We start from the raw sequence: 26,905 nt of genomic DNA, 5'->3' as shown, positions 1-26,905 counted from the left end.
AATGTTGAATAAATATTGGTGTTATTGTGGCTTTAGTCGCTTAAGAAAGCAAAATATATTGCTGTTTTGGATTATACTTAGTTAATTCTTAATCAATTTACTCGCCTGATGTAAACGTAAGTGAATATTAATAATTTTTAACATTTCAAGCGTAGCTAATTTTGTCATTAATGAATACAATGGCCAGTCTATCAAAATATCATTAATTTACGCGGAGACACGGTGACTAAAAATTTGTCTGATTCTATTCACCAACAAGAGGCGTTGGTGGAATTAAAAAACGTAACGTTTTCGCGAGGCGACCGCGTAATTTACGATGATATCTCGTTAAAATTTCCAAAAGGTAAGATCACTGCAATAATGGGCCCCAGTGGTATCGGTAAAACAACCATGCTACGCCTTATTGGTGGTCAGCTAATGCCTGACACTGGCGACATCCTTGTTGCTGGTAGTAATATTCCTAAATTATCGCGTTCAGCCCTATATAAAGTTCGCGAAAAAATGAGCATGTTATTTCAAAGTGGTGCCTTGTTTACCGATATGACGGTATTTGACAACGTGGCTTTTCCAATACGTGAACATACCACTTTGCCAGAAGATGTTGTGCGGACTATGGTATTACTTAAACTAGAAGCGGTTGGTTTACGTGGTGCCCGCGATTTAATGCCCGCAGAATTATCGGGCGGTATGGCAAGAAGAGCCGCATTAGCGCGTTCAATTGCACTAGACCCAGACTTGATTATGTTTGACGAACCGTTTGTTGGCCAAGACCCAATATCAATGGGTGTTTTAGTTCGATTAATAAGAGATTTAAATTCTTCATTAAACTTAACCAGTATTATAGTGTCACATGATGTGAAAGAAGTGATGGAAATTGCTGATTACCTATACATTATGGCGGACAAACGAGTGATTGGTCACGGTACAACTGAAGAGTTGTTAGAAAGTGACTCTGAATTAGTCCAACAATTTTTACGCGGTGAAGCCGATGGACCAGTACCATTTCACTTTGCGGCAGATTCATTGCAACAAGATATTATGATGGGATCTAAATGAAAGCCTTACAGTCGTTAGGAAAAAACACCATTGAAAAAATGGCCTCTATTGGAAGGGCAACAGCCTTATTGATAGGTGCGATTTTTGGGCGTTTCAACATATTTAAGGCGTTTCCATTATTTATTAAGCAAATATATGTAGTTGGCGTTCAATCGCTCATTATAATTTTGGTATCTGGTTTATTTATTGGCATGGTACTAGCCCTACAAGGTTATACGGTTTTAATTGATTACGGGGCAGAAGACAGCTTAGGCCCAATGGTATCATTGGCTCTGTTAAGAGAGTTAGGTCCAGTAGTGACGGCACTATTATTTGCTGGTCGTGCGGGCTCTGCGCTAACCGCTGAAATTGGTTTAATGAAAGCGACTGAACAGTTAACATCGCTTGAAATGATGGCGGTAGACCCAATTAAGCGTGTTGTTGCACCAAGATTTGGGCTGGTGTCTTTAGTATGCCAATCCTAGCTTTGCTATTTTCCTCTGTGGGTATTTTAGGCGGACATTTAGTTGGTGTTGAATGGCTTGGTGTTGATCATGGAAGTTTTTGGTCAATCATGCAAGCGAGCGTAGACTTCCAAGATGACGTTTTAAATGGCGTAATTAAAAGTGTTGTATTTGCATTTGTTGTAACTTGGATTGCACTATATAGAGGTTATGACGCGGTACCTACTTCAGAAGGAATTAGCCAAGCAACCACACAAACTGTTGTGCAAGCTTCGTTAGCCGTTCTAGGTTTAGATTTGTATTAACTGCCGTAATGTTCGGTAGCTAATTTAAGGAAAGATGATGACATCAAAAAAAGTAGAAGTATTAGTTGGTTTTTTTGTCGCGTTAGGTATCGCTGCAATTATATTTTTGGCCTTAAATGTTGCTAGCCAAGGCGTTACAGGCTCAGGCGAAACTTATCAACTGAAGGCTAAGTTCAGTAATATCGGTGGTTTAAAAGTTAGGTCAGCGGTAAAAGTGGGTGGTGTAGTGGTTGGTCGAGTTGAATCAATTCAATTGGACCCAGTTGATTATGCTCCTATTGCAACGTTAGCTATTGATGCACAATACGATAACTTTCCTGACACCAGTTCTATTGCCATTTTAACTTCTGGTTTGTTAGGTGAACAGTATCTTGGTCTTGAGCCTGGTTTCATTGATGAAACCGTTGCGATTCTCAAAGATGGAGATTACATTGAAGATACTAAGTCCGCATTAGTTTTAGAAGAGCTCATTGGACAGTTCTTATTTAATCAAGGGAGTGATAACTAAGAAATGAAAAAGTTTAATTTTATAGCGTTAAGTTTATTGGCCTTAAGCCTTTTAGTACCATCTGTAAAAGCGGTAGACAATAACAACAACCCATTTGAGTTGGTACGTAGTGTTGCTGATGCGTTGTTTTCTCGTATTACAAAAGAACAGACTGAAATCGTAAAAGATCCAGAAGTATTAAGAGTGGTTGTTGCAGAACAACTTGCCCCTGCAATTAACCATAAATATGCAGCAGCAATGGTTTTGGGTCCTTATTACAGAAGCAGTACCGAGGCTCAGCGTGAGAAATTTTATGCGTCGTTTGAGAAATATTTAATTGCTACTTATGCTGGTATCTTAACTCTTTATGATGATCAGCAAGTGGTTTTTGAGCCAGCTTACGCAATAGATGGTCAAAAAATAGTGGTTGTAAAAACCCGCGTTCTTGATGAAGGTAAGCCGGATATTCGTATTGATTTTAAATTACGAAAGAATTCAAAAACCGGTGAGTGGAGCGCTTACGATATGATCGCAGAGGGTGTATCCGTACTTGATAGTAAACGCGCCGAGCTACAAAATTTAATTCGTCAACAAGGTATTGAGTCTGTAACTCAATTGTTGTTAGAGAAAGCTGAAAAGCCAATAGTTAAAAAAGATTTAGGGTAATTAAACGTTATGTCGGTTAGTTTTTCGCTAGAAAACGATACATTGATTGTGGCAGGCAAATTGGACCGATTCACGTTAGGTGCGCCCACTTGCTACCGTTTCCCAGTTACCACTGGAGACATTACTTTAGATTTATCTCAAGTAGAAAACACCGACACAGCGGGCCTAGCCTGGTTATTAAAGTTGATTGCTCACTATCAATTAAAACACCAAATATCAATAATAAATCAGCCTCAGCAATTATTAGCTTTAGCCAGTATTAGCAACGTGTTAGAGTTACTTCCTTTGAAGAATGACACACGTAGTTAGATATTTGGATTTGTGATGGATATTGAAAAGATAAAAGAAGTTCTTCTAGCTAATATAGAGCTAGACGAAGTTATTGTTAAGTCAGATGGTTCTCACTATCAAATAACAGCTGTAGGCGATGTTTTTGAGACGTTATCGCGCGTAAAGCAACAGCAACTAGTATATAAGCCTCTGTTAGCTAATATTGCAGATGGTAGTATGCACGCCGTAAGTATTAAAACTTACACGCCGGCGGCATGGCAAAAAGACAAAAAACTTCAATCACTGCTTTAGATAGAATCTCCTATGGAAAAATTGCTTATTAAAGGTGGCAATACGCTTAACGGCGAAGTCACAATCTCTGGTGCCAAAAACGCCGCACTCCCTATTCTTATTAGTTCTATCTTAACGACAGAAGTATGTCATTTCGACAATGTTCCGAATTTACGAGATATTACATTTACCTGCCAGCTGTTAGAACAGTTTGGCACTAAGGTAATCAACAACGGCCATGAAATTCAGATTGATGCTGGTAGCATTAATTCGACTGTAGCACCATACGAGCTGGTGAATAAAATGAGAGCGTCAATTCTTGTTTTAGGTCCTTTGTTAGCTAGATTTGGCCACGCAGAAGTTTCATTACCTGGCGGCTGTGCCATTGGCGCACGTCCTGTTGATTTACATATTGAAGGTTTAAAAAAGCTTGGTGCTGAAATATCAGTGGAAGCGGGTTATGTAAACGCGAAAGTTGATGGCCGTTTGAAAGGCGCTCGTATTTATATGAGTACTATTAGTGTTGGTGCCACAGAAAACCTGATGATGGCGGCAACGTTGGCTGAAGGAACAACGGTTCTAGAAAACGCAGCTCGTGAGCCTGAAATTGTTGATTTAGCGGTTTGTTTGAACAAAATGGGCGCAAGAATTAGCGGTGCAGGTAGCAATAACATCACTATTGAAGGTGTTGAAAAGCTAACGGGTTGTAAACATACCATTCTTCCAGACCGAATTGAGACTGGCACATTCTTAGTTGCAGCTGCCGTTACTGGCGGTAAAGTGGTTTGTAAGAATACAGACTATCGATTAGTAGAGCCTGTTATTGAAAAGTTACTTGATGCAAATGCGCTTGTAACTTGGGATGACAATAGTATCTCTATTGATATGACGGGACGTGAGCTAAAGGCCGTTAATATTAAAACGTTACCGCATCCTGGTTTCCCAACTGACATGCAAGCTCAGTTTACTATTTTGAATGTAGCGGCGAATGGCGTTGGTACCATTACTGAAACTATTTTTGAAAACCGTTTTATGCATGTACCAGAACTTCGTCGTATGGGTGCAAACATTCAGCTAGAAGGCAACACGGCAATTTGTCCTGAAAAGTCTAGCTTGATGGGGGCGCAAGTTGTATCTACTGACTTACGTGCGTCAGCTAGTTTAGTTATAGCTGGATTAATTGCAGATGGCACGACGCAACTTGATGAAGTTTTTCATATTGACCGTGGATATGAAAATATTGAGCAAAAGTTTGTTGGCTTAGGTGCTGATATTACTCGAGTTGATAATTAACAATACGTTAATAAAATCATTTAAAAGAAAAGGGCCCGTTGGCCCTTTTTTGTTTTTAACTGTAGTTATGCTCAAGCTACGCTCTAGTTTAGCTGGACTCAAGTTTAGCTGACTAGGTTGTTTAACTGCTTTTTAAATATAGACATTAACAACTCAACATTCATAGTGCCGCCATAGTTAGGTCGAATAATAAAGGCTAAACGACGGTGTGGGCCTGGCTCATTAAGGTGCACAGCTCTTAACTCAGATTCAGTATGGATAAGTTGGTCTAGCGCCATTTCTGGTACTAAGGTGGTTCCTAGCTTTCCAACAACCATTTGAATAAGTGTATTTAAGCTAGTTGAGTTAAAATCAGCGTTACTATTCAATTTCTCTAGGCTGCAAGCTGCTAAGGCGTGATCTTTTAAGCAATGACCATCTTTAAGTAACATCAATCGCTCTATCTGCATGTCTTTGCTTGAGATTTCTTGTAAATTGTTAGGGCATTCATCTTTATGACAAACCCAGAAGAAATCTTCTTTCCAAAATTCAAAGGCCATTAAACCTTCAATGTCATAAGGTAAAGCAAGGATGGCGCAGTCTAGATCGCCTTTTCTAACCTTTTCCACTAGCACATGAGATTGGTCTTCAACTAAGTGAAGTTTAAAGTCAGGGAACTCTTTTCTAACTTGAGGAAGTACCTTTGGCAGAAGGTATGGACCAATAGTTGGGATGACACCAATGTTCATTGGCGTTGTTAACGGTGCTTTATTCATTTGCGACAGCTTATATAAGTCGTCTACCTGCAGCTTTATGCTTTGCGCTGTTTTCAAAAGTATTTGACCGGAAGGTGTAACTAAGACTTGTTTGTTATTTCGTTCAAAAACTTGAATGCCGAGCTGTTTTTCTAATTCAGTAATAGCAGTACTTAATGCTGATTGAGATACGTTACAGGCATCTGCTGCCTTCTTGAAATGCATGTGCTCTTGGACTGCTAACGCATAACTCAGTTGTTTTAGGGATATCATAATTTAATCATGGTTCTGTTTTTTTGAATATATTGTTCAAATTAATCAATTTTTCTAAATTACTCAAGTCCTCTATTCTCTATTCATCGAAATAAAGCAGTCACTTTTTAAAGGCTGCTATCAAAAATGAAACTAAAAGAGGAAATCAATATGTCTTTAATCGGTAAATCAATCCCAGAGTTCACAACTCAAGCTTTTCACAATGGCGACTTCACAACAGTAACTTCTGAAGACGTTAAAGGTAAATGGGCAATCTTTTTATTCTACCCAGCTGACTTCACATTTGTTTGTCCTACTGAACTTGAAGATATGGCAAACCAATACGAAGAGTTGCAAGAGTTAGGTGTAGAAGTTTACTCAGTATCGACTGACACTCACTTCTCTCACAAAGCATGGCACGATTCAAGCGACGCAATTGGTAAAATCAAGTTCCCAATGCTTGGCGACCAAACCGGTCACATTACACGTGGTTTTGACGTGATGATTGAAGAAGATCACATGGCTGACCGTGGTACGTTCTTAGCGGACCCAGACGGTATTATCCAAGTTGCAGAAATTCATGCAGGTGGTATCGGTCGTTCAGCAAAAGACATGTTACGTAAAGTTAAAGCAGCACAATATGTTCGCGATAACGACGGTGAAGTATGTCCAGCAGCATGGGAACAAGGCCAAGCAACACTTACACCAAGCCTTGACCTAGTAGGTAAAATCTAAGCAGTAGCTATATAGGTGCTCGAAAGGGCACCTAAGTTTTAGGAGAGTTAAAAATGTTAAGTAACGATATTTTAAAGGCATTAAAAGCCTACACAGAAGACATGACCAACGACGTAACTTTAGTGCTACAAAATGGTGAGCACCCTAAACGTCAGGAATTAAAAGAATTTTTAACTCAAGTTTGTTCAGTGTCTTCACAATTACATTTAGTAGAAAGAGATGAGCCTAACGTTTTAAGAAGCCCAATTAGCTTTGGTTTAGAAGTTGGTGGCGCTTTTAACGGGATCTTTTTCTCAGGAATTCCATCAGGACATGAGTTTAACTCTTTGATCCTGGCTATCCTTCAGTCAGCTGGTACGGATTTGAAGCTAGATAAACAATTAATGAAACTGATTCAAAATGTAGACAAAAAGCTGCAGTTTGAAGTCTTTATCAGCCTTAGTTGCCACAACTGCCCAGACGTAGTCCAAGCTCTTAATCAGTTTGCATTGTTAAATGAAAATATTTCTACGGAAATGATAGATGGTGGTTTATACCCAGCACTTATTGAAGAACGCAACATACAAGGTGTACCAAGCGTTTATTTAAACGGTGAAATATTTGCTAATGGTAAAATTGATACGGCTCAATTAGTAGATAAGTTATTAAAAGTTGCTCCGGTAGAGCTTAGTGCAGATGATCAAGACCGTTTACCTCTGCAAGACGTGACAATTATTGGTGGTGGTCCTGCTGGAGTAGCTGCGGCTATTTATAGTGCCAGGAAAGGTTTAGCGGTAACTATGGTCGCCGATAGAATTGGTGGACAGGTTAAAGACACGGTTGATATTGAAAACTTAATTTCAGTGAGCAAAACAACGGGCACACAGTTGACCAATAACATGCTTGCACATATGGAAGACTACGACATTACTCGTAAAGAACACTTAAGAGTGGATAAAGTAGAAAAAGGCAAAATCAAGAAAGTTCACCTTAGTTCTGGCGAAGTAATAGAAACTAAATCATTGATCGTAGCCACCGGTGCTAAGTGGAGACAGCTAGGAGTTCCTGGTGAAGTGGAAAATATTGGTAACGGCGTTGCTTACTGCCCTCATTGTGACGGTCCATTCTTTAAAGGTAAAGATGTAGCGGTTATTGGTGGTGGTAACTCTGGTGTAGAAGCGGCGTTGGATTTAGCCGGTATGGTCAGAAGTGTAACGGTTTTTGAATTTTTGCCAGAACTAAAAGCCGATAAAGTCTTGGTTGAAAAGCTTTACGAGAGAAGCAACGTAACTGTGATTACTAATGCTGCAACGTCAGAGATTGTTGCGACTGATGGTAAAGTTTCAAGTATTCGATACATTGACCGAGAAACAGAAACTAACCATGAAGTTGAGTTGGCCGGTGTTTTTGTTCAAATTGGTTTGTTGCCAAACAGTGACTTTTTAGACGGCACGTTGGAAAGAACGAAGTTTGGAGAAATCATTATTGATGAAAAAGGGCAGACTTCAGAGAAAGGTATCTTTGCTTGTGGTGATGTTACAACGGTCCCTTATAAACAAATCGTAATATCAATGGGCGAAGGAGCCAAAGCGTCGCTAAGCGCATTTGACTACCTAATCAGAGAAGGTTTGTAAGCTAGTCGATTTCTAGCTTACCCACTTCAACGTCTATTTTTATAATTTGATTATTTCTAGATACTGTTAATGAGATTGTTTGGCCTGGTTCTACATGCTCAACAATCTCTAACAGTTCTGCAAAGCTTACAAGTTGCTTATTGTTTACCGCTAATAAGACATCGCCTTGTTTTAGTCCTGATCGCCAAGCAGGTCCAAGTGGATCAACATAATGTAAGCGAATACCGGCAATCGATTCAATTGTGCTTCGAACAGGTTGTCCAACTTGATTGATAGCTTCACCCTCTAATCCTAAATAACCTCGCTTAACTTCACCGTCCTCTAGCAGTTTATTCATAATACGTTTTGCTAATTGGTAAGGGATAGCAAAAAAGATTCCTTGGACACCGTTGTTAGTTCCTGGCGATGCAGCAGTATTAATCCCCACTAACATGCCTTGCGAGTTAACCAAAGCACCACCTGAGTTACCAAGGTTGATGGCTGCATCCATTTGAATAAAGTCACTATAAGTTGCGCCAGGAGTTAAGCCTTTTTTTCCTGTTGCACTGACAATACCTTGGGTGATGGTTTGGCCAAAATTAAGAGGGTTACCAATGGCCAACACTATATCGCCAACTTGTGGTTCTAAATCAGGTTGTTGAGGAATCGTTGGTAGGTTGTTTGCGTTAATTTTTAACAGTGCTAAGTCGGTTACTTTATCTAAGCCGATGACTTCTGCATTAAACTGTCGACCATCTTGAAGGTGCACCAAAATTGATTCTGCGTTATCAACCACGTGGTAGTTGGTAAGGATGTGACCATTACTAGTCATTATGACGCCGGAACCTAAGTCGTTAATTTTATCGGTAGGGTTGGCAAGCTGCCTAGATGAGGTCACCGAATAGATGTTTACTACCGAAGGTGCTGCCTGTTGCACGGCCGACGCAAACGACATAGCCGCTGGGCGCATTACGTTAGTGGTTAGTTTATTAATGCCTAAATTATTTCGTAATTCTGGATTTACTATAACAACGATCAATGCAGCTGCAAGTCCATAAGCGACACTGTTAAAAATGAACTTCAATTTATTAATCACATCAATCCTGAATATTTATTTTATTTTTATTCATTTTAGAACAAAAAGAGCCCACTTTCATAGGAGAAAGTAGGCTCACTTGTAACAACATATTGTTTTGACGTTATTTTATCGGATTAAAATGTACAGAGAGCTGTTTCCTCTAACTACATTTAACGCCATTACACCTTTAGCCTCTTCCAAAGCGTCACGTAAGTCGGACACACTTTGAATTCGAGTTCGGTTTACACCAATAATAACATCATCTTTTTCTAGCCCTAACATGGATGCCGGTGAGCGTTCTTCGAGTTCACTTACCTGCACACCCGCAGCGCCATTTGCAGCGTTTCCAGTAATGAAGGTTGCACCTTTTAATGCTGGGTGAATATTACCTGCTGTAATTGCAGGTTTATCTGCAGCGCCAAGTACAACAACAACTTTTTTAACGTCGCCACTACGGTTAACCGTTAGTTCTATTTTACTGCCAGCCCCTTTGGTTGATACTTTACTGCGCAATTCATTAAATGAACTTATTCTAATCCCATCAACGTGGGTTACAACGTCGCCGTATTTTAAGCCACCTTTATCAGCTGAAGAGTCAGGGATAACTTGTTGTACAAATGCACCTTGGGCAATATCTAGCTCAAATGTTTTTGCAAGGTCAGCGTTAAAGTCGTAACCAGTTATACCTAGTACACCACGTTTAACTTCGCCAAACTCGATGAGTTGGTTTACCAAGTTGTTCATCATAATTGACGGGATAGCAAAACCAATACCCACGTTGCCACCATTTGGAGCGATAATAGCCGTATTGATGCCAACTAACTCACCGCGCAAATTAACGAGTGCACCACCTGAGTTACCGCTATTAATTGCTGCGTCGGTTTGAATAAAGTCTTCTAGGCCTTGTTGGTTAGGTGCCGATAAACCATGACGACCTTTAGCACTAACAATGCCCGAGGTAACTGTCTGGCCCAGACCAAAAGGGTTACCAATGGCAACTACAAAGTCTCCGACTCTTAATTTATCTGAATCAGCAATCTTAATCTCAGCTAAGTTGTCAGGATCAATTTTTAATAGCGCCACGTCGCTTTGTGCATCGCTGCCTATTTTTTTTGCTTCAAATTGACGACCGTCTTTTAACGTCACCAATATTTCGTCAGCATCATCAATTACATGGTTATTAGTTACTACGTAACCTTTATCTTTGTCGATAATAACGCCGGAAACCGAGCCCTTTAAATGGTCTTTCCTGGACTTGAGGGCCTCGGCGATTACCAAAGAAGTACTGAAACGGGTCCATTCCTGCTTTTACTTCTTTGCTTCCTGCAACGGAAATGTTCACAACCGCTGGGGTAACTTGCTCTACCATAGGCGCTAAAGACGGAACTGCGCCTTTTAGGCTTGAATACGGAATAGCCGCATGAGACGGCTGAGAGAATTGTAATGTTGTTAAAAGTATAGCGGCCAGCGTTGTGACCTTAAAAACATTAGATTTAACCAAAACTGCCATAAATGGTGTACTCCTTTAAATGAATTACTCATACAGACAGACAAAAAGCGTCTAAGTTCAGAAATAAAAATTGGGATTATTTTATTCTTAGACGCTAGATAGGGTTTTTAATGATTTTTTTCAACTGTATTTTCAGGAGTTACGCCTTTAAATACACCAGAGCCAGCATTGGAGTAATCAAGCGGTTGGTCTGATAAGTTCACTTTTTCTCTTTTTTCTGGCGTTGTCGTTTTTAAAAACTCTGTTGCTTCATTAGAGAAAAAAGGAAATGCATTATTTGCAGGTGCTTTGTGCAATATTTGATTTGCATCACCGACTTGTTGATCTATTTGGGTCGACAACTCGTTTAACTGCGAAGATATGGTTTTGTATGTAACCAGTTGGTCTTGCCATTCTTGTTTAAGTTGAGCGTTGTCCTGTTTATACAGTTCTAGTTGAGTTTTCACCTCGTTACTACCAGGCGAGAACTTGCTTCTAATAATCATAAACGCGATGCCTGCAAGTACACCAACTAAGAAAAATATAAAGCCATTAATTATTTCCATGATAAAAACCTTAATAAATTAGCAGGGAATAGAGCATTCATTATGTCTTACAATGCCCTTGCCGTGTTAGTATTTTATTTATTCCAATTAATTTTTATTACATAAGCCCATTATAAGTCATATGTCGAACATGCAAGCACAATTTACGCCTTGGCAACAATATCAAACCGATTTACTTCGGACAGATTTTCAACATGATTTGTCACAAGAAAATGCCGTTAAGAACTTACAGCGCTTATACGACGACTTAACAAGTGAACCTAAAGAACCGTCATTTTTCAAGAAGTTGTTTTCCTCTCAGTCTAAGCAACCGATAAAAGGGTTATACTTTTGGGGAGGCGTTGGCCGTGGAAAAACGTATCTAGTGGACACCTTCTATCATAGTCTGCCTTTTGAAAATAAGCTGAGAGTTCATTTTCATCGCTTTATGCACAAAGTTCATGATCAAATGAAGGATTTGCAGGGACAATCCGATCCTTTAAAAATTGTAGCTAAAAATCTTGCACAAGAGGCAAGAGTGATTTGTTTTGATGAATTTTTTGTCTCCGATATAACAGACGCTATGATTTTAGGTACTTTGTTGGAAGAGTTGTTTAAGTTAAACGTGGTGTTTGTTACAACTTCAAATATTGTTCCGAATGACCTTTACAAAAATGGTCTTCAGCGAGCTCGTTTTTTACCAGCAATTGCGCTGCTGAATCAGCATTGTGACATTGTTAATGTTGACTCAGGTGTTGATTATCGTTTACGAACGCTAGAACAAGCTGAAATATTTCACTTTCCTTTGGACAACAAGGCTGAAACAAATTTATCTAGCTATTTTAGTCAATTAGCACCTGAAGAGGGCACAGCTAACTCTAAAATCGAAATAGAGAATCGTCTTATTGATACAAGAATGGTAGCTGACGGCGTTGTTTGGTTCGATTTTGATGCCATCTGCAATACCGCCCGTTCACAGTTAGACTTTATTGAGATAAGTAAGATTTACCACTCTGTTTTATTATCAAATGTGGTTCAAATGAGCAAAGACAATGACGATGCTGCGCGACGATTTATTTCAATGATTGATGAGTTTTACGAACGTAAAGTGAAACTTATTATTTCAGCAAGTGTTGCTTTAGATGAGCTTTATAGTGAGGGCGGATTACAATTTGAATTTAAGCGATGCGTTAGCCGACTCCAAGAAATGCAAAGTCACGAGTACTTAGCTGAACCTCATTTAGCGTGAAGATTGTGCACACCTTAAATTAGATCGAAAAAATCAATATGAGATGGTGATCTTTTCTACGCTTTCTGTATAATGCCGCCCCTACCCACCGTTACTAACCTTTTGTATTAGCCTACAACTGGTTGTGCACTCGAAGGGGTGCGAATGAAATGGTGTAGTTTGATACTCAAACTACTGGCTTATAACTATTAAATGTTAGGTTCAAGATAAAATGAAAACCTTTACTGCAACACCTTCAACAATCACTCGTGATTGGTACGTTGTTGACGCCGAGGGCAAAACCCTTGGTCGTATCGCAACTGAGATTGCTCTACGTTTACGTGGAAAGCATAAACCTGAGTACACTCCGCACATGGACACTGGTGATTACATCATCGTTGTTAATGCAGAGAAAGTGCAAGTTACTGGCAACAAAGGCCAAGGTAAAATGTACTACTCACACTCTGGTTACCCAGGTGGTATTAAAGAAATTAACTTTGATGATTTGCAAGCTAAGAAGCCTGAAATGATCATCGAAAAAGCAGTTAAAGGCATGTTGCCACGTGGTCCATTAGGTCGTGCAATGTTCCGTAAACTAAAAGTGTACACAGGTGCAGAGCATAACCATGCTGCTCAGCAACCTAAAGCATTAGAACTTTAAGGAGCATTACTAAAATGGCTGATACTCAATACTACGGAACTGGTCGTCGTAAGAGCTCTACTGCTCGTGTTTTCTTACGTCCAGGTACAGGCAACATCCTAATTAACAAACGTTCAATTGAAGAATTCTTCAGTCGTGAAACGGCTCGTATGGTTGTTCGTCAACCTCTAGAGTTAGTTGAACTTCTTGAGAAATTTGACCTTTACATCACTGTTACAGGTGGTGGTACTACTGGTCAAGCTGGTGCGATCCGTCACGGAATCACACGTGCTCTTATGGCATATGACGAATCACTTCGTCCATCTCTTCGTCAAGCTGGCTTCGTTACTCGTGACGCTCGTCGCGTTGAACGTAAGAAAGTTGGTCTTAAGAAAGCTCGTAAGAAAACGCAGTTCTCAAAACGTTAATATTTGCTTTGCAATTATTTGCTCAAAAAGCCCGCATTTTGCGGGCTTTTTTATATCAAAATGAAAATAATCTTCTATATTCTTATATTGCCTTGTTTTACATGGGGCTTTTTCGGTAGAATCTCTTAAATTACCAAATTTTTAAGAAGTTGGTCTTTTTAGAACGCTTCATAAAACGCTTATTAATCCTAATCGCGGAGAATATTGGATGAGCAATGCGCCTGTAGACAATAGTCGTCGTCGTTTCCTCACTGTAGCAACATCAGTTATTGGTGGTGCTGGAGCAGTGGCAGCGGCTGTGCCATTTATTGCTTCCTGGAATCCTAGTGCCCGAGCTAAATCGGCCGGCGCTCCAGTTGAAGTTGACATTACAAAAATTGAACCGGGTCAGTTGATTCGTGTTGAGTGGCGAAGTAAACCAGTTTGGGTTATCTATCGTACTCCAGAAATGCTTAAGACAATTGAAGACATTTCTGCTGACAACTTAAAAGATGCAAACTCTGAAGTTGAACAGCAACCTGCTTATGCACAAAACCTTCATCGTTCTAAGCGCCGTGAAATATTTGTAGCCGTAGGTATCTGTACTCATTTAGGTTGTTCACCAACTTACATGTCAGAAGGTTACGAAGAAGTAGTTGAAGGTGTTAACGCTGGTTTTTATTGCCCATGCCATGGTTCTAAGTTTGATATGGCTGGTCGCGTATTTAGCGGTGTACCAGCGGGTGCTAACTTACAAGTTCCTCCTCACTACTATATCGATGATAACAATATCTTGATCGGTGAAGATCAGGAAGGAGCAGCATAATGTTCAAAAATCTAGTAGATTGGATTGATGCTCGTATTCCTATGACGCGTGTTTATAACATGCACATGGCGCAATACCCAGCACCAAAAAACATGAACTTCTGGTACGTTTTTGGTTTTCTAGCCACTATCGTATTAGTTAACCAAATCGTTACTGGTATCTGGTTAACAATGAGTTACGAACCTTCTGCAGCAGGAGCTTTTGCTTCTGTTGAGTACATCATGAGAGACGTTGAGTATGGTTGGATTATCCGATACATGCACTCAACTGGTGCTTCGGCATTCTTTGTGGTTGTATACCTACATATGTTCCGCGGCATGATGTATGGCTCTTACCAGAAGCCTAGAGAGTTACTGTGGTTATTTGGTATGTTTATATACCTAGCACTTATGGCTGAAGCCTTTATGGGTTACCTACTTCCATGGGGACAAATGTCTTACTGGGGTGCGCAGGTAATCATTGGCTTATTCGGTACTATCCCTGTTATTGGTGAAGACTTAGCACTATGGATTCGTGGTGACTACGTGGTATCTGGTGCAACCCTAAACCGATTCTTTGCATTGCACGTAATTGCATTGCCTCTAATTATCGTTATCTTAGTATTCCTTCACATTGTTGCGCTTCATGAGGTTGGCTCTAATAACCCAGACGGTGTTGATGTTAAACGCCCTAAAGGCTCATTATCTGACGATGAAAAAACTAAATTTGAATTCCATGAATACTACACGTCTAAGAAAGACTTATTAGATGACGTTGTACCATTCTTCCCGCATATGGTTCTGAAAGACCTTATGGCGTTTGGTGTATTCATTTTCTTCTTCTGTTATGTCATGTTCTTTAACCCAGACATGTACGGTAAGTTTATTGAACATCCAAACTTTGAAATGGCGAACAACTTGAAAACGCCTGAGCATGTATTCCCTGTTTGGTACTTCACGCCTTTCTATGCAATCCTAAAAGCGGTTCCAAATCCGTTTGGTGGCGTTGTAGCAATGTTTGGTGCAATTATCATGTTGGCATTATTACCTTGGATAGACCGCGGTAAAGTTCGCTCATGGCGCTACCGTTGTGGACTACACAAGTGGAACCTAATTATATTCGCAATCGTGTTTGTTATTTTAGGTTACTTAGGTGGCACACCAGGTACTCCATTTAAAGAGATGATTTCTAAAGTCTTTACCGTTATGTATTTTGGTTTCTTTGTATTACTTTGGTTGTACAGCAAAAACGAAAAGACTAAGCCACTGCCAGAAAGGATTACGAAATAATGAAAAAACTTATTCTAACTCTTGGCTTATTAGCTGGAATGGCCTCAACTGCAGTTTCTGCTGCTGGAGGCGCTGAGCTTCCTTATAAAGCAGATATAGATCAAACGGATAAGGCATCGCTTCAGCGTGGTGCTAAATTATTCATGAACTACTGCTTAGGTTGTCACCAAATGCAGTTTCAACGTTATGAGCGTACCTTTAACGACTTAGGTATTCCTCTTGAAGTTGGTATGGAAAACTTGGTTTTCACTAAAGATACTAAAGTTGGTGAGCATATTAAAAATGCAATGCCAAAAGAAGACGCTGCTAAATGGTTTGGTGCAGCTCCTCCAGATTTAACACTTGAAGCTCGTCTTCGAGGTCCTGACTGGATTTATAGCTACCTTAAATCTTTTTATGTTGACCCTTCTCGCCCATTTGGCGTGAACAACACAGTATTTAAAGACGTTGGTATGCCACACGTACTTCAAGAACTTCAAGGTGTGCCTGAGAAAGTTTATGAAGAACGTATGATTGATGGTGAAATGGTTCAAGAATTTGTTGGTATTCAGTCTGATGGCTCTGGTGAGCTAAGTGAAGATGAATATGACAGAGCGATGTTAGACCTAACTAACTTTATGGTTTATATCGGTGAACCGATGATATTAGAGCGTGAAAGCATTGGCTGGAAAGCACTAATATATTGTTTCATCTTCTGGATATTTGCAGTACTTCTTAAGAAAGAGTACTGGAGAGACATCAAAAAATAATTGTTAATAGTTATAATAACTTAGCAGCTATTTTTAGACAAAAGGGGTGTTTCGCCCCTTTTTTGATAATGAAATTTGAAAGATTTTGGAGAAATAAATGGCAGTGTCTGCAAACAAACGAGCGGTAATGACTTTATTTTCTGGTGCGAACGACATGTATAGTCATCAGGTCCGCATCGTATTAGCGGAAAAAGGTGTTAACGTAGATATTCACTATGTAACTCCAGATAACATGCCTGAAGACCTTTATGAAGTTAACCCGTATGGCAACGTACCAACGTTAATTGATAGAGAGCTTGGTTTATACCGTGCAAATATTATTAATGAATATTTAGACGAACGCTTTCCTCATCCTCCACTAATGCCTGTTTATCCAGTTGCTCGTGGCCGTTGTCGTTTAATGATGGATAGAATCGAAAATGATTGGTATTCGTTAACTCGTAAAATTGAAGCTGGCGATGAAACTGCTCGTCAACAATTGAAAGAAGAGATCTTAGCGATTGCACCAATATTTGCTGAAGACCCTTATTTCATGAGCGATGAGTTCAGCTTAGTAGATTGTTACTTAGCACCGCTTTTATGGCGTTTACCATCTTGGGGCATTGAGCTTTCAGGTGCAGCTGCAAAAGACATCAAAACTTATATGTTACGTGTATTTGAACGTGAATCTTTCCAAGCGTCTTTAACAGACGTAGAAAAAGACATTCGTAGCACTTACTAGACGCTATGGATAACATGACTCCTAATCGCCCTTACTTATTGAGGGCGTTTTACGACTGGATTTTGGATAATGAACACACACCTTATTTAGTTGTGGAAGCTGATTTGCCTCATGTTCAAGTTCCGCCGCAAAGTGTTAAAGATGGACAAGTAGTGCTTAATATTAGTCCAAGTGCAGTTCAAAGTTTATTGATCACAAATGAGCAGTTAACTTTTTCTGCTCGATTTGGTGGCGTTCCATTTGAAGTTTACGTACCTATGTATGCTGTATCAGCTATATATGCGCGTGAGAATGGCGCAGGGACTATGTTCCCACCTGAAGATTATGATATTGAAGGTTTTGAATTGTCACCGCTAGATGAGCCTGAGAGCCCTGAAGTTGAAAAGCTGGAAGAGCCTAAACCACAGTTTACTGTGTTAAGTTCTTCTGACGAAGATGGCAAGAAGCCAGAATCAACAGGTAACGATAAAAAGCGTAATCATTTGTCTATCGTAAAGTAATAAAGTCAAAATTAGTTTTATTTGAATAACAAAAAACCAGCGCTTGCTGGTTTTTTTATATCTTAACTGTAAAAGCTAAAGCGCTATTGAAACACTTTAATGACTTTCAAAACACCACTTACTTTTGATGCAATAGTAGCAGCTTGATTTGCCTGCTCTCCGTCTACGATCCCCATTAGATAAACTTCTTGGTTTTCTGTAACCACTTTTATATTTCCGCTATCTATTGTGTCGCTTGTTAAATAGGCTGACTTAACTTTGGTTGTGATCCAAGCATCTTTAGCTTTACTACCAATGGTTGCTAATGGGCCTATTTTAATTTGGTTGTGAACTTTAACTACGTGGTCAACGTTCTTTAAAATTGCATCAGCTTTATTGATTAAAGACTGCGTAGGAGCTTGTCCAACGGCTAACAATTGGCCGTTATAGCTAACAATCGTAATATTTGTATTATCACTGATGTCGGCATCTTTCATAAGCTGTACCGTTGCTCTTACTTCAATCCCGTTGTCGTCAATTTGTTTGCCCACTGAACGCGGATCGTTTGCTGCACTTACTGCAGAAACGGCACTGGCGACAATTGCTGTTTCAACACAGCCTTGAACAAGTAGACAACTTAATAACAATAAAACATACTTTTTCATGATAAATCCTAAATCCTAAATCCTGCAAAAAGTTACATAGAGAAGATAACTTCGTCGATTAGTTCACTCAATACGTGAACAGTGAAAAGTTGGATTTCTAACGTTCTACTTGGTTTATTAGTAGGTAACCTAATCTCAATATCGTTGTCACCAAGCATGCCTGCGATCTCGCCGCCGTCATCCGATGTAAACGCGACCACTTTAATATCTCGAGTTAATGCTGTTTCGAGTGCGGCTTTAATAGAAGGTTCCTTATTATTTAAGGAAAATACCACTAATACGTCCTGTTCATTACCAATTGCCCTAATTTGACGAGCAAAGCGGTCTTGGAAATGTGAAAGGTTAATTTCCTCTTGGCCACAATTCTGTACATGATCGTTGAGCGATATCGCCGGAAGGCAAGGTCTTTCTATTTCATAAAAGTTAACAAGAATGCCAGCAAAATGCTCTGCCATCATTTTAGCCATAGAATCAGCACAGGTTATTACCTTGTTGCCTGACAATAAGGTTTGAGCGATTACAGCAGCCGACAAGGCTATGTTATCGGCATTCTGATCACCAGAGGCGATGAAGTTCTGAATGTTAGAGGTATAAAGTTGTTTTATTTTATTGTCATTCATGAAAATGCACTTTGAATCCAGTTGAGCTGGTTGTTTTCGAACGCGATTACGTCAAATCGAATATTTGGGTCTAGTTTACGTTTCTGCAGATAAAAAATCGCGGCTTTTTTTACTTTTTGTTGTTTTTGATAAGTAACGGACTGCGCTGCACCACCAAAAGCACTGTTCTTTCTGTATCGTACTTCTACAAATATGAACGTGGTTTTATCATAATTAGTAAAAATTAAGTCAACTTCGCCAAGCTTACAGTTAAAATTTTGGTCAACAAAATAGAGTCCGCTATCAATTAAAAAATCTTTGGCTTGTTGCTCTTTTAACGAGCCTACTTTTTGCTTGGCAGTTTGGTTATTTGTTTTGCTCTGGTTGGACAATGATTTTTCCTTGCACATATCGCGACCAACTTAACTGACGCTTAATGGTAAGGTTATCTTTTACACTTAACATACCTGTTAATCCATTTAGAGATTGTGAAGGCAGTATTTTTAACTGTTTAAGGGCAAAGATAAGGTTGTAAGCGTCGTAGCCAAACGCAAATAGCTTTTTAGATTGAGTTTGCTGTTCACCTATCTTGGCATATAAATCATGAAGTTGTGGTTCAGTATTTTTAATTAACCAAGGCATTTCAGTAAACATCATGCCATTCAGATCTCTTTTTTGTTGTACCGATTCATCCACAACATAACTTCTACTGGATGCAAATATAGGAAGACGCTTGCCAAACGCACTAATGTTTACGTCGAAAAAAGGCTTAATTAGGCGTGTTTGCTGAGAGTTGGCAATAACATAAACCGCATCGATATCGGCGCGACTTCTAGCTTCCGTTTCTAATCGGCTACCAAATAGCTTTTTCATTTCGTTGATACGGGCTTGACTTGCATCAACATCTAGCAATTGTTGTACGGCTTCACCTAGTTTAGAACGATTTCTAAATGCAATAGACTCTGCTTGTTTGCCAGTCGCTTCGAACCACGCAGAATTAAAGCGCTCAAATAATCGTTTACCTAAGGTATTGTCGGCAAATATAACGGCGGGTGTTTTTACTTCACGTTCCAAAAACAAGTCTATCGCTTGCTCTATCTCATCTTCTGGGGCTAGTGAGTAATAATAACTGTCAGGCGTATTGTCGTATTGTGTTGGCACTATTTCCGGAATGTTGAGGTTTAGTCTTGGAATTGTTGAGATGACTTTGCTTTGTTGGAAGCTGGATACGGTGTCTTTTTCTAAAGGCCCAACAATAAAATCAATACCACGTTCTGTAATCTTGGCGTCAATTTCTTCTAAAGTTAAAAGGCTCGTATCTAAAACATGAATGGTAGTTAGGGAGTCAAAAGGTTTGGCCGAAATAAACCCATCTCGGATAGTAATAGCTAGTTTTGATAATTTGCCTGACAAAGGCAGCAACAAACCAATAGTTGTTGGCTTGTAAGGTTCAACTACTAATAATTGCTGAACCTGCAAAGGTAATTCTTCGAGAGTTACAGTATTTGGATAAATACGTTGCCACCGATCAAGTTGTGAAGGCAAGGCGACCGGATCAGAAATGTATTGTCCGATTATATTAGCCAAATCAATCCATGCTTCAGAGGAAGTGCCAAAGTCTGTTCTGAATCTAGTTAATGTTTGGTAAGGAACCTTAAGAATGTGTTTCCAGATTAGGTTGTTTACTAATATTTGATCTGAGGTCGATATTTGATTTTCATATAAAGACTGCAGCTGAAATAATGACTTAACAACCCCTAAGTGGTTTTCTTGAATAGATTGAAGCTGTGCGTCTAGAACTCGCATCGTTATTGCAAAACGCGGCGAAATTGAACCTTGCTGTAGCCTTTGTACAACAATTTCTGCTGACTCAGTATTGCCTGTGTAAAGTAAGGCCTTTGCTAGTTCTATGTCTAACATTACGGAATGACGATCTTGGACATCAATATTGCTTAAAATTGATTCGATAAATAGTAACGGCTTTTTTTCTTGGATAGCAGACTTTGTGGCTAAAATAAGAAAACTCTGTTGATCACTTTTTCTATCTGTATTGCTCGCCTGTTTAAGATAAAATTGACTATCTTTGTATGGGTCTACAACTTCATTTACCGCAGTAACTGGAGTCGTGGTTTGATTTTGTTTTTCTGGTGTACTGCCACAGGCAACCAATGCAGATATTACTATTATCAGGACAATCGAACGAATCACAGTCATTTACCTTAGTAGACGTAAAAAACAATATAAGAAGCAAAGTTAAGCAGGTATCATACAAGTGAATACTGCTATAAACAACGGCTTAAAGAGGTCATGATGTCGAATCCTGGAATTTTATATATTGTTGCAACGCCTATTGGAAATCTTTCCGACATTACCCAGCGTGCACTAGATACGTTAAATGAGGTTGACCTCATAGCTGCTGAGGACACTCGCCATAGTGGTAAGTTACTTAGTCACTTTGGCATCAAGACTAAAATGTTTCCATTGCATGACCATAATGAAAAGCAAAAAGCACAGTCTTTACTTGATCAAATTGAACAAGGTAAAAGCATAGCGCTGATTAGCGACGCAGGCACGCCACTCATTTCTGATCCTGGATACAATTTAGTTAACTTAGCACGTGAACAAGATGTTCAGGTTACGCCTATACCAGGCCCTAGTGCAGTAATTACGGCACTTTGCGCAGCTGGTTTGCCAACAGATAAGTTTTTGTTTGCAGGTTTTTTACCAGTGAAACAACAAGCTAAAATATCAGTATTAACCTCCTATAAAAATGCCGACTTTACAACGGTTTTTTATGAGAGCCCTAGGCGTATTATTGATTCTTTAAAACACGTAATAGAAGCTCTAGGTGAGGATAAACAAGTTGTTGTAGCCAAAGAACTCACTAAACATTATGAGTCTTTTAAATCCGGCACAGCACAAGAGATTATCGATTGGTTTGGTGAAGACAAAAACCGCCAACAAGGCGAAATGGTACTCATGTTAGCGCCAAATAAAGAAGAGTCTGCTTTGTCACCTGAAGCTGAGATGTTGCTGAAGTCGTTGATGGAAGAGTTGCCAACTAAAAAAGCCGCGGCTATTACGGCAAAAATTCATGATTTAAAAAAGAATGACTTATATAAGCTGGCGCTGACTTGGCAGGAATAAATTTAGCATTGGCCTAAACCTTATGTAGCCTTAAATAAAAACCTTATGTAGCCTTAAACTAAAAATAAAATATCGGTTTGAGGCAGACAAAGTACTTAGCTTAGTCAAAACAAAATCCGTTAATGCATATCGTTTGTAAATCCGTTATAATCCGCGCCGCGAGATGGCCAGACAATCGCTGCTTTATCGTTGTGTTTTTGAGTTTACTCATAAGCAGACGGATAGAGGGGAGGAAAGTCCGGGCTCCAAAGGGCAGAGTGCCAGATAACTTCTGGGAGGCGCGAGCCTACGACCAGTGCAGCAGAGAGTATACCGCCGATGGCTTGGGCAACTAAGCACAGGTAAGGGTGAAAGGGTGCGGTAAGAGCGCACCGCGCGGCTAGTAATAGTTCGTGGCACGGTAAACTCCACTCGGAGCAATTTCAAATAGGGTTCCAGTACTCTTGAAGTACAGGCGTGGCCCACGTCGGAACCGGGTAGAAAGCTTGAGCCAATAAGCAATTATTGGCCTAGACGAATGATTGTCCAAGACAAAACCCGGCTTATCGGCCATCTCGCACCTTCTTCCCAATAAAAAATCCTCATCCTTGAAGTTCGTTCCTGTTTAGCCGTTTGGTTACCAGCTTATTATTTAAGTTTAGCCAACACGTTTATCAATTCGTGAAGGTCATTTACTTGATAATCTGGCGACTGAGCTAGAGGGTAAAGTGATGTACCAGAACGACGAACAAATGCAGTTTGAAGTCCCACTGCTTTTGCACCTGCTAAATCCCATGGATGCGCCGCTACCATTAATACGTCACTAGCGTTAACGTTCAACTCTTTTAAAACCCATTCATAAGTTTTTCGAGCTGGTTTAAATGCCTTGACGTCTTCAACACTAAAGCGATGCTTAAAAAATGAAGTTAAACCTGTGTGTTCAAACTGAGCTGCAACACCTGCATTAGATGAGTTGGTTAAACTAACAATGTAAAAGCCTTGGTCAGAAAGTGTTTTTAGCGCTGGCTTTACGTCAGGGTGAGCGGGTAACTTGGTGATTGTATTTACGATAGCTTCGCGAGCTTGTTCTAGGGAAAGCTCTATATTATTGCTCTGCGCTAACATCATTAATGCTGCAGCACCGATTTGTCCAAAGTCGTGATATTCCTCTGTTAGTGTATCAACAAGGGAGTAATGCAACATAGTTGAGAACCATAGCGGAAGTAAGTCTTCACGTCCGTCCATTGCCTTGCCTACTGATACTTTCAGTGGCGCTAGGTCTAGAAGTGTTTCGTTTACATCAAAGATGATAACTTTAGGTTTTGACATAGGTTGCTTTTCCTCTGCAGTATTGGCGTTAGATGACACACTAAATAAAACAAAAATTGAAAGGGCGTACATTTTTATAGATGAACATAGAGACATAGAATTACCTAATTTATTCGAAGTACTGATATAGTAATGGACTTATTGTTGGTTAAAGTCTTATTTGTCTTACAGGAAGTCCGCTTATGTCTCATCTTGATCGTTTATCCAGCCTACTTTCAAACTTTGAAGTTAAAGCTGAATGTTTATTATCTTCTGAAGGTGCCAACCTTTTTATTTATGGTGACCAAACTTGTTTAGATAAACTGGTTCTAGTGGTTGATCCTAATGCTTTGGTGCCTATTGAATCCGAACCACTTGTTTGCATACATGTGGATATTGGTGATAACAAAAACCCTCTTCATCAAGCTATGCCTGAGTATGTTGAAATAGATTTAAAACACCCAAATGAATTCGGCGGAAAAAGTAACGTGCAGGGCATTGCTCATTTGATTGTAACCGAAGCTTCCATGTCTAGATGTGGAGCGCGATTCGCGCTAGATCGTTTATGTGACTTACTCGTTGTCAATATTCTGCGTCACCAAATAGCTGAAGGGAAAATTGAAACAGGAATTTTTGCAGGATTAGCTCACCCTAAGTTACGACATGTGGTGGTGGCTATTCATGACAACCCCCATTACCCTTGGAAAATTGAGGATTTTGTGGAAATCGCAGCAATGTCACGATCCCAGTTTATGGCCGTATTTAATAAAGTGTTGGGATATTCTCCCATTACTTACGTTAGGTTATGGAGAATGACGGCCGCTCGTCTTGCAATATTAAATGGTAAGAGAGTAAAGGAAGTTGCAAACAAATATGGCTACGCAAGCGGTGATGCATTTTGTCGAGCCTTTGTATCTACTTATGGCGTTTCTCCTACTCAAATGAGTCGACAGCATTAGTAGGCATGTGATTTTTATCTTCTTTAATTTTGATATAAGCTCAAAGGTAAATACGTTGATGAGAAACTCGACAGTTTTGCCTACTAAACCTATAATAGACCTTTGGCAATGCGTTGTTCTAAAAAGGAATATAAATGCGGTTTTTAGCGGTAATGTTTTTAGCTTTGGCTTCAATGTCTAGTTATGCAGAAGAAGTATTAGTAAGCGAGCCGATTGAAAAGCAAGTTCAAGAGTTATTACTGAATAACAAACCTGTCGAAGCTTACAATCTAGCCAGTGAGAATAGTGAACTGTTAGGTGAGCCTAAATTTGACTTTTTACTAGGTTTAGCGGCTTTAAAAGTTAACAAAGTTCACGAATCCGTCTTTGCCTTTGAACGAGTGATTGCATCGGCTCCCAATTGGCACGATGCAAGAATATTACTCGCTAATGCATATTTAAAGGCAAATAATATCGCCGCTTCTTCAGCTGAATTGGCAGCACTTAAGGGTGAAGCACTTAGCAACGCTCAGTTAAAAAAGGTCGCAAAATTAGAATTAGAAATTAACACTGTTACTGCAAGTTTAGATGGCACGTTAAATAATAGTGTTGGATTAACTTTTGGTCAAGACTCTAATATCAATGCTGGCACATCGGAAGATTCAATTTTTATTCCCTCTTTAAATAATGACATTCCTCTATCAAAAGCAAGCCAAGAGCTTTCAGGGCACTATTGGAGACTTGCTTACAATGGTTCATACAAGAAAAAACTATCACAGCAACAGGGTATTAGGCTGAGTTGGGGTGTGAATGATTTTCAGTACGCGAACGAAGGTCAATATAACCGAACCATAGCCAATATCGCTGGTGAATATCGTTTTAAAAAAGAAAGTACAACATATATTGGGAAAGGTTCAATTACTCCTTTATTACTGAAAGGCGACTTCTATCGCGCTGAAACTGAGTTTTCATTTGGGGCCGAACATAAGTTGAATAAACAGTACTTATTATCAAGCTCGATAGGATTTGGCTGGTTAGATAATAAAGAAATTGAAAGTCTGGATGCTGAATTACTAAAATTTAACCTAGGCGCCACTTATTTAGGGCAACAGGCATTGCACAAGGTTAGCATTTTTTATATTGATGAAGAGTCTAGTTTAGACATAGGAAAGTATAACGCTAAAGACAGTGCAGGCTTGAGCTATCAAATGATCTACGCTTTTAATGATTCTATGTTTTATCTAGCAATGTTCTCATACCAGAAGCAATCTTTTGACGATTTGCATCCTTTGTTTTTAGTAAAAAGAAAGGAAACGCTTCGTCAATTAACAAACACAATTCAATACAAGATTAATAAGAAGCTGAGTGTTCAAGGCTTGTTAAGCTACCAAAATAAATCCAGTAATTTGAGCCTATACGAATACGACAGGTTTGATACAGCGTTGACATTAAAGTACCAGTTTTAGGAGAATTAAATGCGTAAGTTAATATTTTTGTCTTTGGTAATTTCAACCATTTACACACCTAGCTTGTTAGCTGCTGAAAACGCGGGAAAAACAATTATGTCTCGTGGCGACGTTCAAGCATTTGATGCTCGTAGCCAAGAATCCAGACCATTAAAACGTCGAGCACCTATTTTCAGTGTTGATAAGGTTATTACTAAAGAAACAGGCAGAGCTCAATTTTCTATGTCTGACGGAGGGCTTTTAAGCATAAAGCCAAATTCTGAAGTTTTTATATCAAGCTATGCCTATGATCCAGAATCAAAACAGGGCTCTGCAGTTATCGAGTTAGTAAAAGGCGGCCTCAGATCAATCTCAGGACAAATAAAAAAGCACGGTGGTGACTATCAGGTAAAAACGCCCGTAGGATCAATTGGTATCAGAGGTACACACTTTGAGTTGGCTATGGTTAATGATGATATGTTTATAGCGGTTTGGGACGGCGCCATTGACTTGATGTCAAATGATGAAAGTACCGTGTCATTTGGCCAGGATGAAGCGTTCTCATTTGGTAAAGTATCAATGGATGGAACCATCACTGAACTTCTTGCGCCACCATCCATATTTGAGCAAGGGCACTCTACTAAAGTCTCTAGTTCCAACTCTGAAGAGACCAGTGAGCCTGAAAGTGTCGATGAATCAATAGTGTCCGTTTCAGAACAACAAGATTTAGAAAATGTAGATTCAATAATAACCAACTCTGAAGTTGATAACTCTATTTATAGTGAACAACAATTCCTAGTGTCTTCAGAAACGACATTGGCAGATGCTTTAGCAACACGTACTGGTAGCTATACGTACGAAACATTAGAGCAAGCGGAAGTTACCTCAAATTTAGGTAGTGTTTCGTGACTTTGGGTTATCAATGTCCGTTAATTTTGATAACGGAGTTGTTAGTGATGGGTCACTTACTGCGGTAGATTCAGGAGGCGAGTGGTATGCTGCATTTAGTGGTTTAATCAACGTCACTGATATTGATTTAGCCGTTACTTTCGCATCATACGGGGATGAAAAAGCGACTGGCTCAATTGATGGAGTTTTCACTGATGGTGGAGACTCTATTACAGGCAACTTCGAGTTATTCGAAATACTAGTACCAGAACACAAACTGAATGGCTCATTCAAGGTAAAGTAAACTTGTTAGCTTTGTTATAACAACGCTGAAGTAAGGAAGTTGTTAATGAAAAATATTTTTATATCACCTTAGTTTTAT

The 26,905-nt window shown here is 39.5% G+C and carries 29 protein-coding genes, 1 other RNA gene and 2 pseudogenes; 23 read left to right on the top strand and 9 right to left on the bottom strand.

Translation table 11 applies throughout. The features are described 5' to 3' along the window. Nucleotides 1-222: 222 nt before the first annotated feature. The 7 genes and pseudogenes from mlaF (at nucleotide 223) to murA (ending at nucleotide 4,811) form a co-directional block, all read left to right on the top strand. Nucleotides 223-1,056, top strand: a complete 834-nt coding sequence (mlaF, locus tag GNP35_RS09020) for a phospholipid ABC transporter ATP-binding protein MlaF (protein WP_330997754.1) — start codon at nucleotides 223-225, stop codon at nucleotides 1,054-1,056. Further along, nucleotides 1,053-1,827: pseudogene (gene mlaE, locus GNP35_RS09015) on the top strand (lipid asymmetry maintenance ABC transporter permease subunit MlaE). Before mlaF ends, mlaE begins: the two are co-directional and overlap by 4 nt. Nucleotides 1,828-1,841: 14 nt before the next feature. Further along, entirely contained in the window at nucleotides 1,842-2,312 is a 471-nt protein-coding gene (gene mlaD, locus GNP35_RS09010; RefSeq protein ID WP_155695784.1) for an outer membrane lipid asymmetry maintenance protein MlaD, read from the top strand. 3 nt (nucleotides 2,313-2,315) lie between these two features. Further along, nucleotides 2,316-2,957: an ABC transporter substrate-binding protein gene (locus tag GNP35_RS09005; RefSeq protein ID WP_155695783.1), complete on the top strand. Its 642-nt coding sequence runs from the start codon at nucleotides 2,316-2,318 to the stop codon at nucleotides 2,955-2,957. A 9-nt stretch (nucleotides 2,958-2,966) separates the two neighbouring features. Then, complete coding sequence (locus GNP35_RS09000) at nucleotides 2,967-3,266, top strand: STAS domain-containing protein (RefSeq protein ID WP_155695782.1); 300 nt, start codon at nucleotides 2,967-2,969, stop codon at nucleotides 3,264-3,266. Nucleotides 3,267-3,281: 15 nt separating this feature from the next. Then, nucleotides 3,282-3,539, top strand: a complete 258-nt coding sequence (locus GNP35_RS08995; protein ID WP_155695781.1) for a BolA family protein — start codon at nucleotides 3,282-3,284, stop codon at nucleotides 3,537-3,539. Between the two features lie 12 nt (nucleotides 3,540-3,551). After that, complete coding sequence (murA, locus tag GNP35_RS08990) at nucleotides 3,552-4,811, top strand: UDP-N-acetylglucosamine 1-carboxyvinyltransferase (RefSeq protein WP_155695780.1); 1,260 nt, start codon at nucleotides 3,552-3,554, stop codon at nucleotides 4,809-4,811. A gap of 104 nt (nucleotides 4,812-4,915) precedes the next feature. Here murA and GNP35_RS08985 read toward each other — a convergent pair whose 3' ends face one another. Further along, nucleotides 4,916-5,818, bottom strand: coding sequence for a hydrogen peroxide-inducible genes activator (locus GNP35_RS08985; RefSeq protein ID WP_155695779.1), 903 nt, complete (start codon nucleotides 5,816-5,818; stop codon nucleotides 4,916-4,918). Nucleotides 5,819-5,962: 144 nt separating this feature from the next. Here GNP35_RS08985 and ahpC point away from each other — a divergent pair, with 144 nt between their 5' ends. Next, entirely contained in the window at nucleotides 5,963-6,532 is a 570-nt protein-coding gene (ahpC, locus tag GNP35_RS08980) for an alkyl hydroperoxide reductase subunit C (RefSeq protein ID WP_414153692.1), read from the top strand. Nucleotides 6,533-6,585: 53 nt separating this feature from the next. Next, complete coding sequence (gene ahpF / locus GNP35_RS08975; protein ID WP_155695777.1) at nucleotides 6,586-8,145, top strand: alkyl hydroperoxide reductase subunit F; 1,560 nt, start codon at nucleotides 6,586-6,588, stop codon at nucleotides 8,143-8,145. Between the two features lies 1 nt (nucleotide 8,146). Here ahpF and GNP35_RS08970 read toward each other — a convergent pair whose 3' ends face one another. From GNP35_RS08970 to GNP35_RS08960, 3 genes and pseudogenes are all read right to left on the bottom strand, one after another. Then, the gene (locus tag GNP35_RS08970; protein WP_330997753.1) at nucleotides 8,147-9,220 is read right to left on the bottom strand and encodes a trypsin-like peptidase domain-containing protein; all 1,074 of its coding nucleotides are present in this window, start codon (nucleotides 9,218-9,220) and stop codon (nucleotides 8,147-8,149) included. Between the two features lie 108 nt (nucleotides 9,221-9,328). Beyond that, a pseudogene (locus GNP35_RS08965) lies at nucleotides 9,329-10,712 on the bottom strand (DegQ family serine endoprotease). A 107-nt stretch (nucleotides 10,713-10,819) separates the two neighbouring features. After that, a complete protein-coding gene (locus GNP35_RS08960) occupies nucleotides 10,820-11,257 on the bottom strand; it encodes a ZapG family protein (protein WP_155695776.1) in 438 nt (145 codons plus the stop codon). 130 nt (nucleotides 11,258-11,387) lie between these two features. Here GNP35_RS08960 and zapE point away from each other — a divergent pair, with 130 nt between their 5' ends. From zapE to GNP35_RS08920, 8 genes are all read left to right on the top strand, one after another. Then, nucleotides 11,388-12,485, top strand: coding sequence for a cell division protein ZapE (zapE, locus tag GNP35_RS08955; protein ID WP_155696087.1), 1,098 nt, complete (start codon nucleotides 11,388-11,390; stop codon nucleotides 12,483-12,485). Nucleotides 12,486-12,696: 211 nt separating this feature from the next. After that, nucleotides 12,697-13,125, top strand: coding sequence for a 50S ribosomal protein L13 (gene rplM / locus GNP35_RS08950; protein WP_155695775.1), 429 nt, complete (start codon nucleotides 12,697-12,699; stop codon nucleotides 13,123-13,125). A 14-nt stretch (nucleotides 13,126-13,139) separates the two neighbouring features. Further along, nucleotides 13,140-13,532 carry a 30S ribosomal protein S9 gene (gene rpsI, locus GNP35_RS08945; RefSeq protein WP_155695774.1) on the top strand — a complete coding sequence of 131 codons (393 nt, stop codon included), beginning with the start codon at nucleotides 13,140-13,142 and terminating at the stop codon, nucleotides 13,530-13,532. Between the two features lie 208 nt (nucleotides 13,533-13,740). Further along, a complete protein-coding gene (gene petA / locus GNP35_RS08940; RefSeq protein ID WP_155695773.1) occupies nucleotides 13,741-14,337 on the top strand; it encodes a ubiquinol-cytochrome c reductase iron-sulfur subunit in 597 nt (198 codons plus the stop codon). Continuing rightward, nucleotides 14,337-15,605: a cytochrome b gene (locus GNP35_RS08935; protein ID WP_155695772.1), complete on the top strand. Its 1,269-nt coding sequence runs from the start codon at nucleotides 14,337-14,339 to the stop codon at nucleotides 15,603-15,605. The genes petA and GNP35_RS08935 overlap by 1 nt, the downstream gene beginning before the upstream one ends. Continuing rightward, nucleotides 15,605-16,354: a cytochrome c1 gene (locus GNP35_RS08930; RefSeq protein WP_155695771.1), complete on the top strand. Its 750-nt coding sequence runs from the start codon at nucleotides 15,605-15,607 to the stop codon at nucleotides 16,352-16,354. Before GNP35_RS08935 ends, GNP35_RS08930 begins: the two co-directional genes overlap by 1 nt. A gap of 97 nt (nucleotides 16,355-16,451) precedes the next feature. Beyond that, nucleotides 16,452-17,075: a stringent starvation protein SspA gene (gene sspA, locus GNP35_RS08925; RefSeq protein WP_155695770.1), complete on the top strand. Its 624-nt coding sequence runs from the start codon at nucleotides 16,452-16,454 to the stop codon at nucleotides 17,073-17,075. Nucleotides 17,076-17,089: 14 nt separating this feature from the next. Next, a complete protein-coding gene (locus GNP35_RS08920; RefSeq protein ID WP_155695769.1) occupies nucleotides 17,090-17,575 on the top strand; it encodes a ClpXP protease specificity-enhancing factor in 486 nt (161 codons plus the stop codon). An 83-nt stretch (nucleotides 17,576-17,658) separates the two neighbouring features. Here the strand turns inward: GNP35_RS08920 and dolP are convergent, their stop codons facing one another. Genes dolP through GNP35_RS08900 form a run of 4 tightly spaced genes read right to left on the bottom strand, consistent with a single transcriptional unit; the run spans nucleotide 17,659 to nucleotide 21,026 of the window. Further along, nucleotides 17,659-18,219, bottom strand: coding sequence for a division/outer membrane stress-associated lipid-binding lipoprotein (dolP, locus tag GNP35_RS08915; RefSeq protein ID WP_155695768.1), 561 nt, complete (start codon nucleotides 18,217-18,219; stop codon nucleotides 17,659-17,661). Nucleotides 18,220-18,251: 32 nt separating this feature from the next. Beyond that, nucleotides 18,252-18,839 (bottom strand): D-sedoheptulose-7-phosphate isomerase, encoded by a 588-nt coding sequence (locus GNP35_RS08910; protein WP_155695767.1) that lies wholly within the window; start codon nucleotides 18,837-18,839, stop codon nucleotides 18,252-18,254. Beyond that, complete coding sequence (locus GNP35_RS08905; protein WP_196492469.1) at nucleotides 18,836-19,210, bottom strand: YraN family protein; 375 nt, start codon at nucleotides 19,208-19,210, stop codon at nucleotides 18,836-18,838. Before GNP35_RS08905 ends, GNP35_RS08910 begins: the two co-directional genes overlap by 4 nt. Further along, nucleotides 19,185-21,026, bottom strand: coding sequence for a penicillin-binding protein activator (locus GNP35_RS08900; protein ID WP_196492468.1), 1,842 nt, complete (start codon nucleotides 21,024-21,026; stop codon nucleotides 19,185-19,187). Before GNP35_RS08900 ends, GNP35_RS08905 begins: the two co-directional genes overlap by 26 nt. A 102-nt stretch (nucleotides 21,027-21,128) precedes the next feature. On the opposite strand from GNP35_RS08900, the gene rsmI reads away from it, so the two are divergent. Together rsmI and rnpB are read left to right on the top strand one after the other, a co-directional pair. Beyond that, nucleotides 21,129-21,965 carry a 16S rRNA (cytidine(1402)-2'-O)-methyltransferase gene (gene rsmI / locus GNP35_RS08895; protein ID WP_155695764.1) on the top strand — a complete coding sequence of 279 codons (837 nt, stop codon included), beginning with the start codon at nucleotides 21,129-21,131 and terminating at the stop codon, nucleotides 21,963-21,965. A gap of 159 nt (nucleotides 21,966-22,124) precedes the next feature. Beyond that, an RNA gene (rnpB, locus tag GNP35_RS08890) (RNase P RNA component class A) lies at nucleotides 22,125-22,526 on the top strand. A 66-nt stretch (nucleotides 22,527-22,592) separates the two neighbouring features. On the opposite strand, the gene GNP35_RS08885 is transcribed toward rnpB, so the two are convergent. Beyond that, entirely contained in the window at nucleotides 22,593-23,369 is a 777-nt protein-coding gene (locus GNP35_RS08885; RefSeq protein WP_155695763.1) for a haloacid dehalogenase type II, read from the bottom strand. An 86-nt stretch (nucleotides 23,370-23,455) separates the two neighbouring features. Here GNP35_RS08885 and GNP35_RS08880 point away from each other — a divergent pair, with 86 nt between their 5' ends. The 4 genes from GNP35_RS08880 (at nucleotide 23,456) to GNP35_RS15680 (ending at nucleotide 26,827) form a co-directional block, all read left to right on the top strand. Further along, nucleotides 23,456-24,211 (top strand): AraC family transcriptional regulator, encoded by a 756-nt coding sequence (locus GNP35_RS08880; RefSeq protein WP_155695762.1) that lies wholly within the window; start codon nucleotides 23,456-23,458, stop codon nucleotides 24,209-24,211. Nucleotides 24,212-24,345: 134 nt separating this feature from the next. Then, nucleotides 24,346-25,656, top strand: coding sequence for a surface lipoprotein assembly modifier (locus tag GNP35_RS08875; RefSeq protein WP_155695761.1), 1,311 nt, complete (start codon nucleotides 24,346-24,348; stop codon nucleotides 25,654-25,656). Nucleotides 25,657-25,665: 9 nt separating this feature from the next. Continuing rightward, entirely contained in the window at nucleotides 25,666-26,544 is an 879-nt protein-coding gene (locus tag GNP35_RS08870; protein ID WP_230961350.1) for a FecR family protein, read from the top strand. A 13-nt stretch (nucleotides 26,545-26,557) separates the two neighbouring features. Continuing rightward, complete coding sequence (locus tag GNP35_RS15680) at nucleotides 26,558-26,827, top strand: hypothetical protein (RefSeq protein WP_230961349.1); 270 nt, start codon at nucleotides 26,558-26,560, stop codon at nucleotides 26,825-26,827. Nucleotides 26,828-26,905: the final 78 nt, after the last annotated feature.

Origin of the sequence: Psychrosphaera haliotis, from assembly GCF_009728465.1 — a bacterium.
In the GTDB taxonomy this organism is placed as follows: Bacteria; Pseudomonadota; Gammaproteobacteria; order Enterobacterales; family Alteromonadaceae; genus Psychrosphaera; species Psychrosphaera haliotis.
The sequence above is the reverse complement of the archived record's forward strand: the minus strand, read 5'-3'. Positions and strand labels throughout refer to the sequence as shown.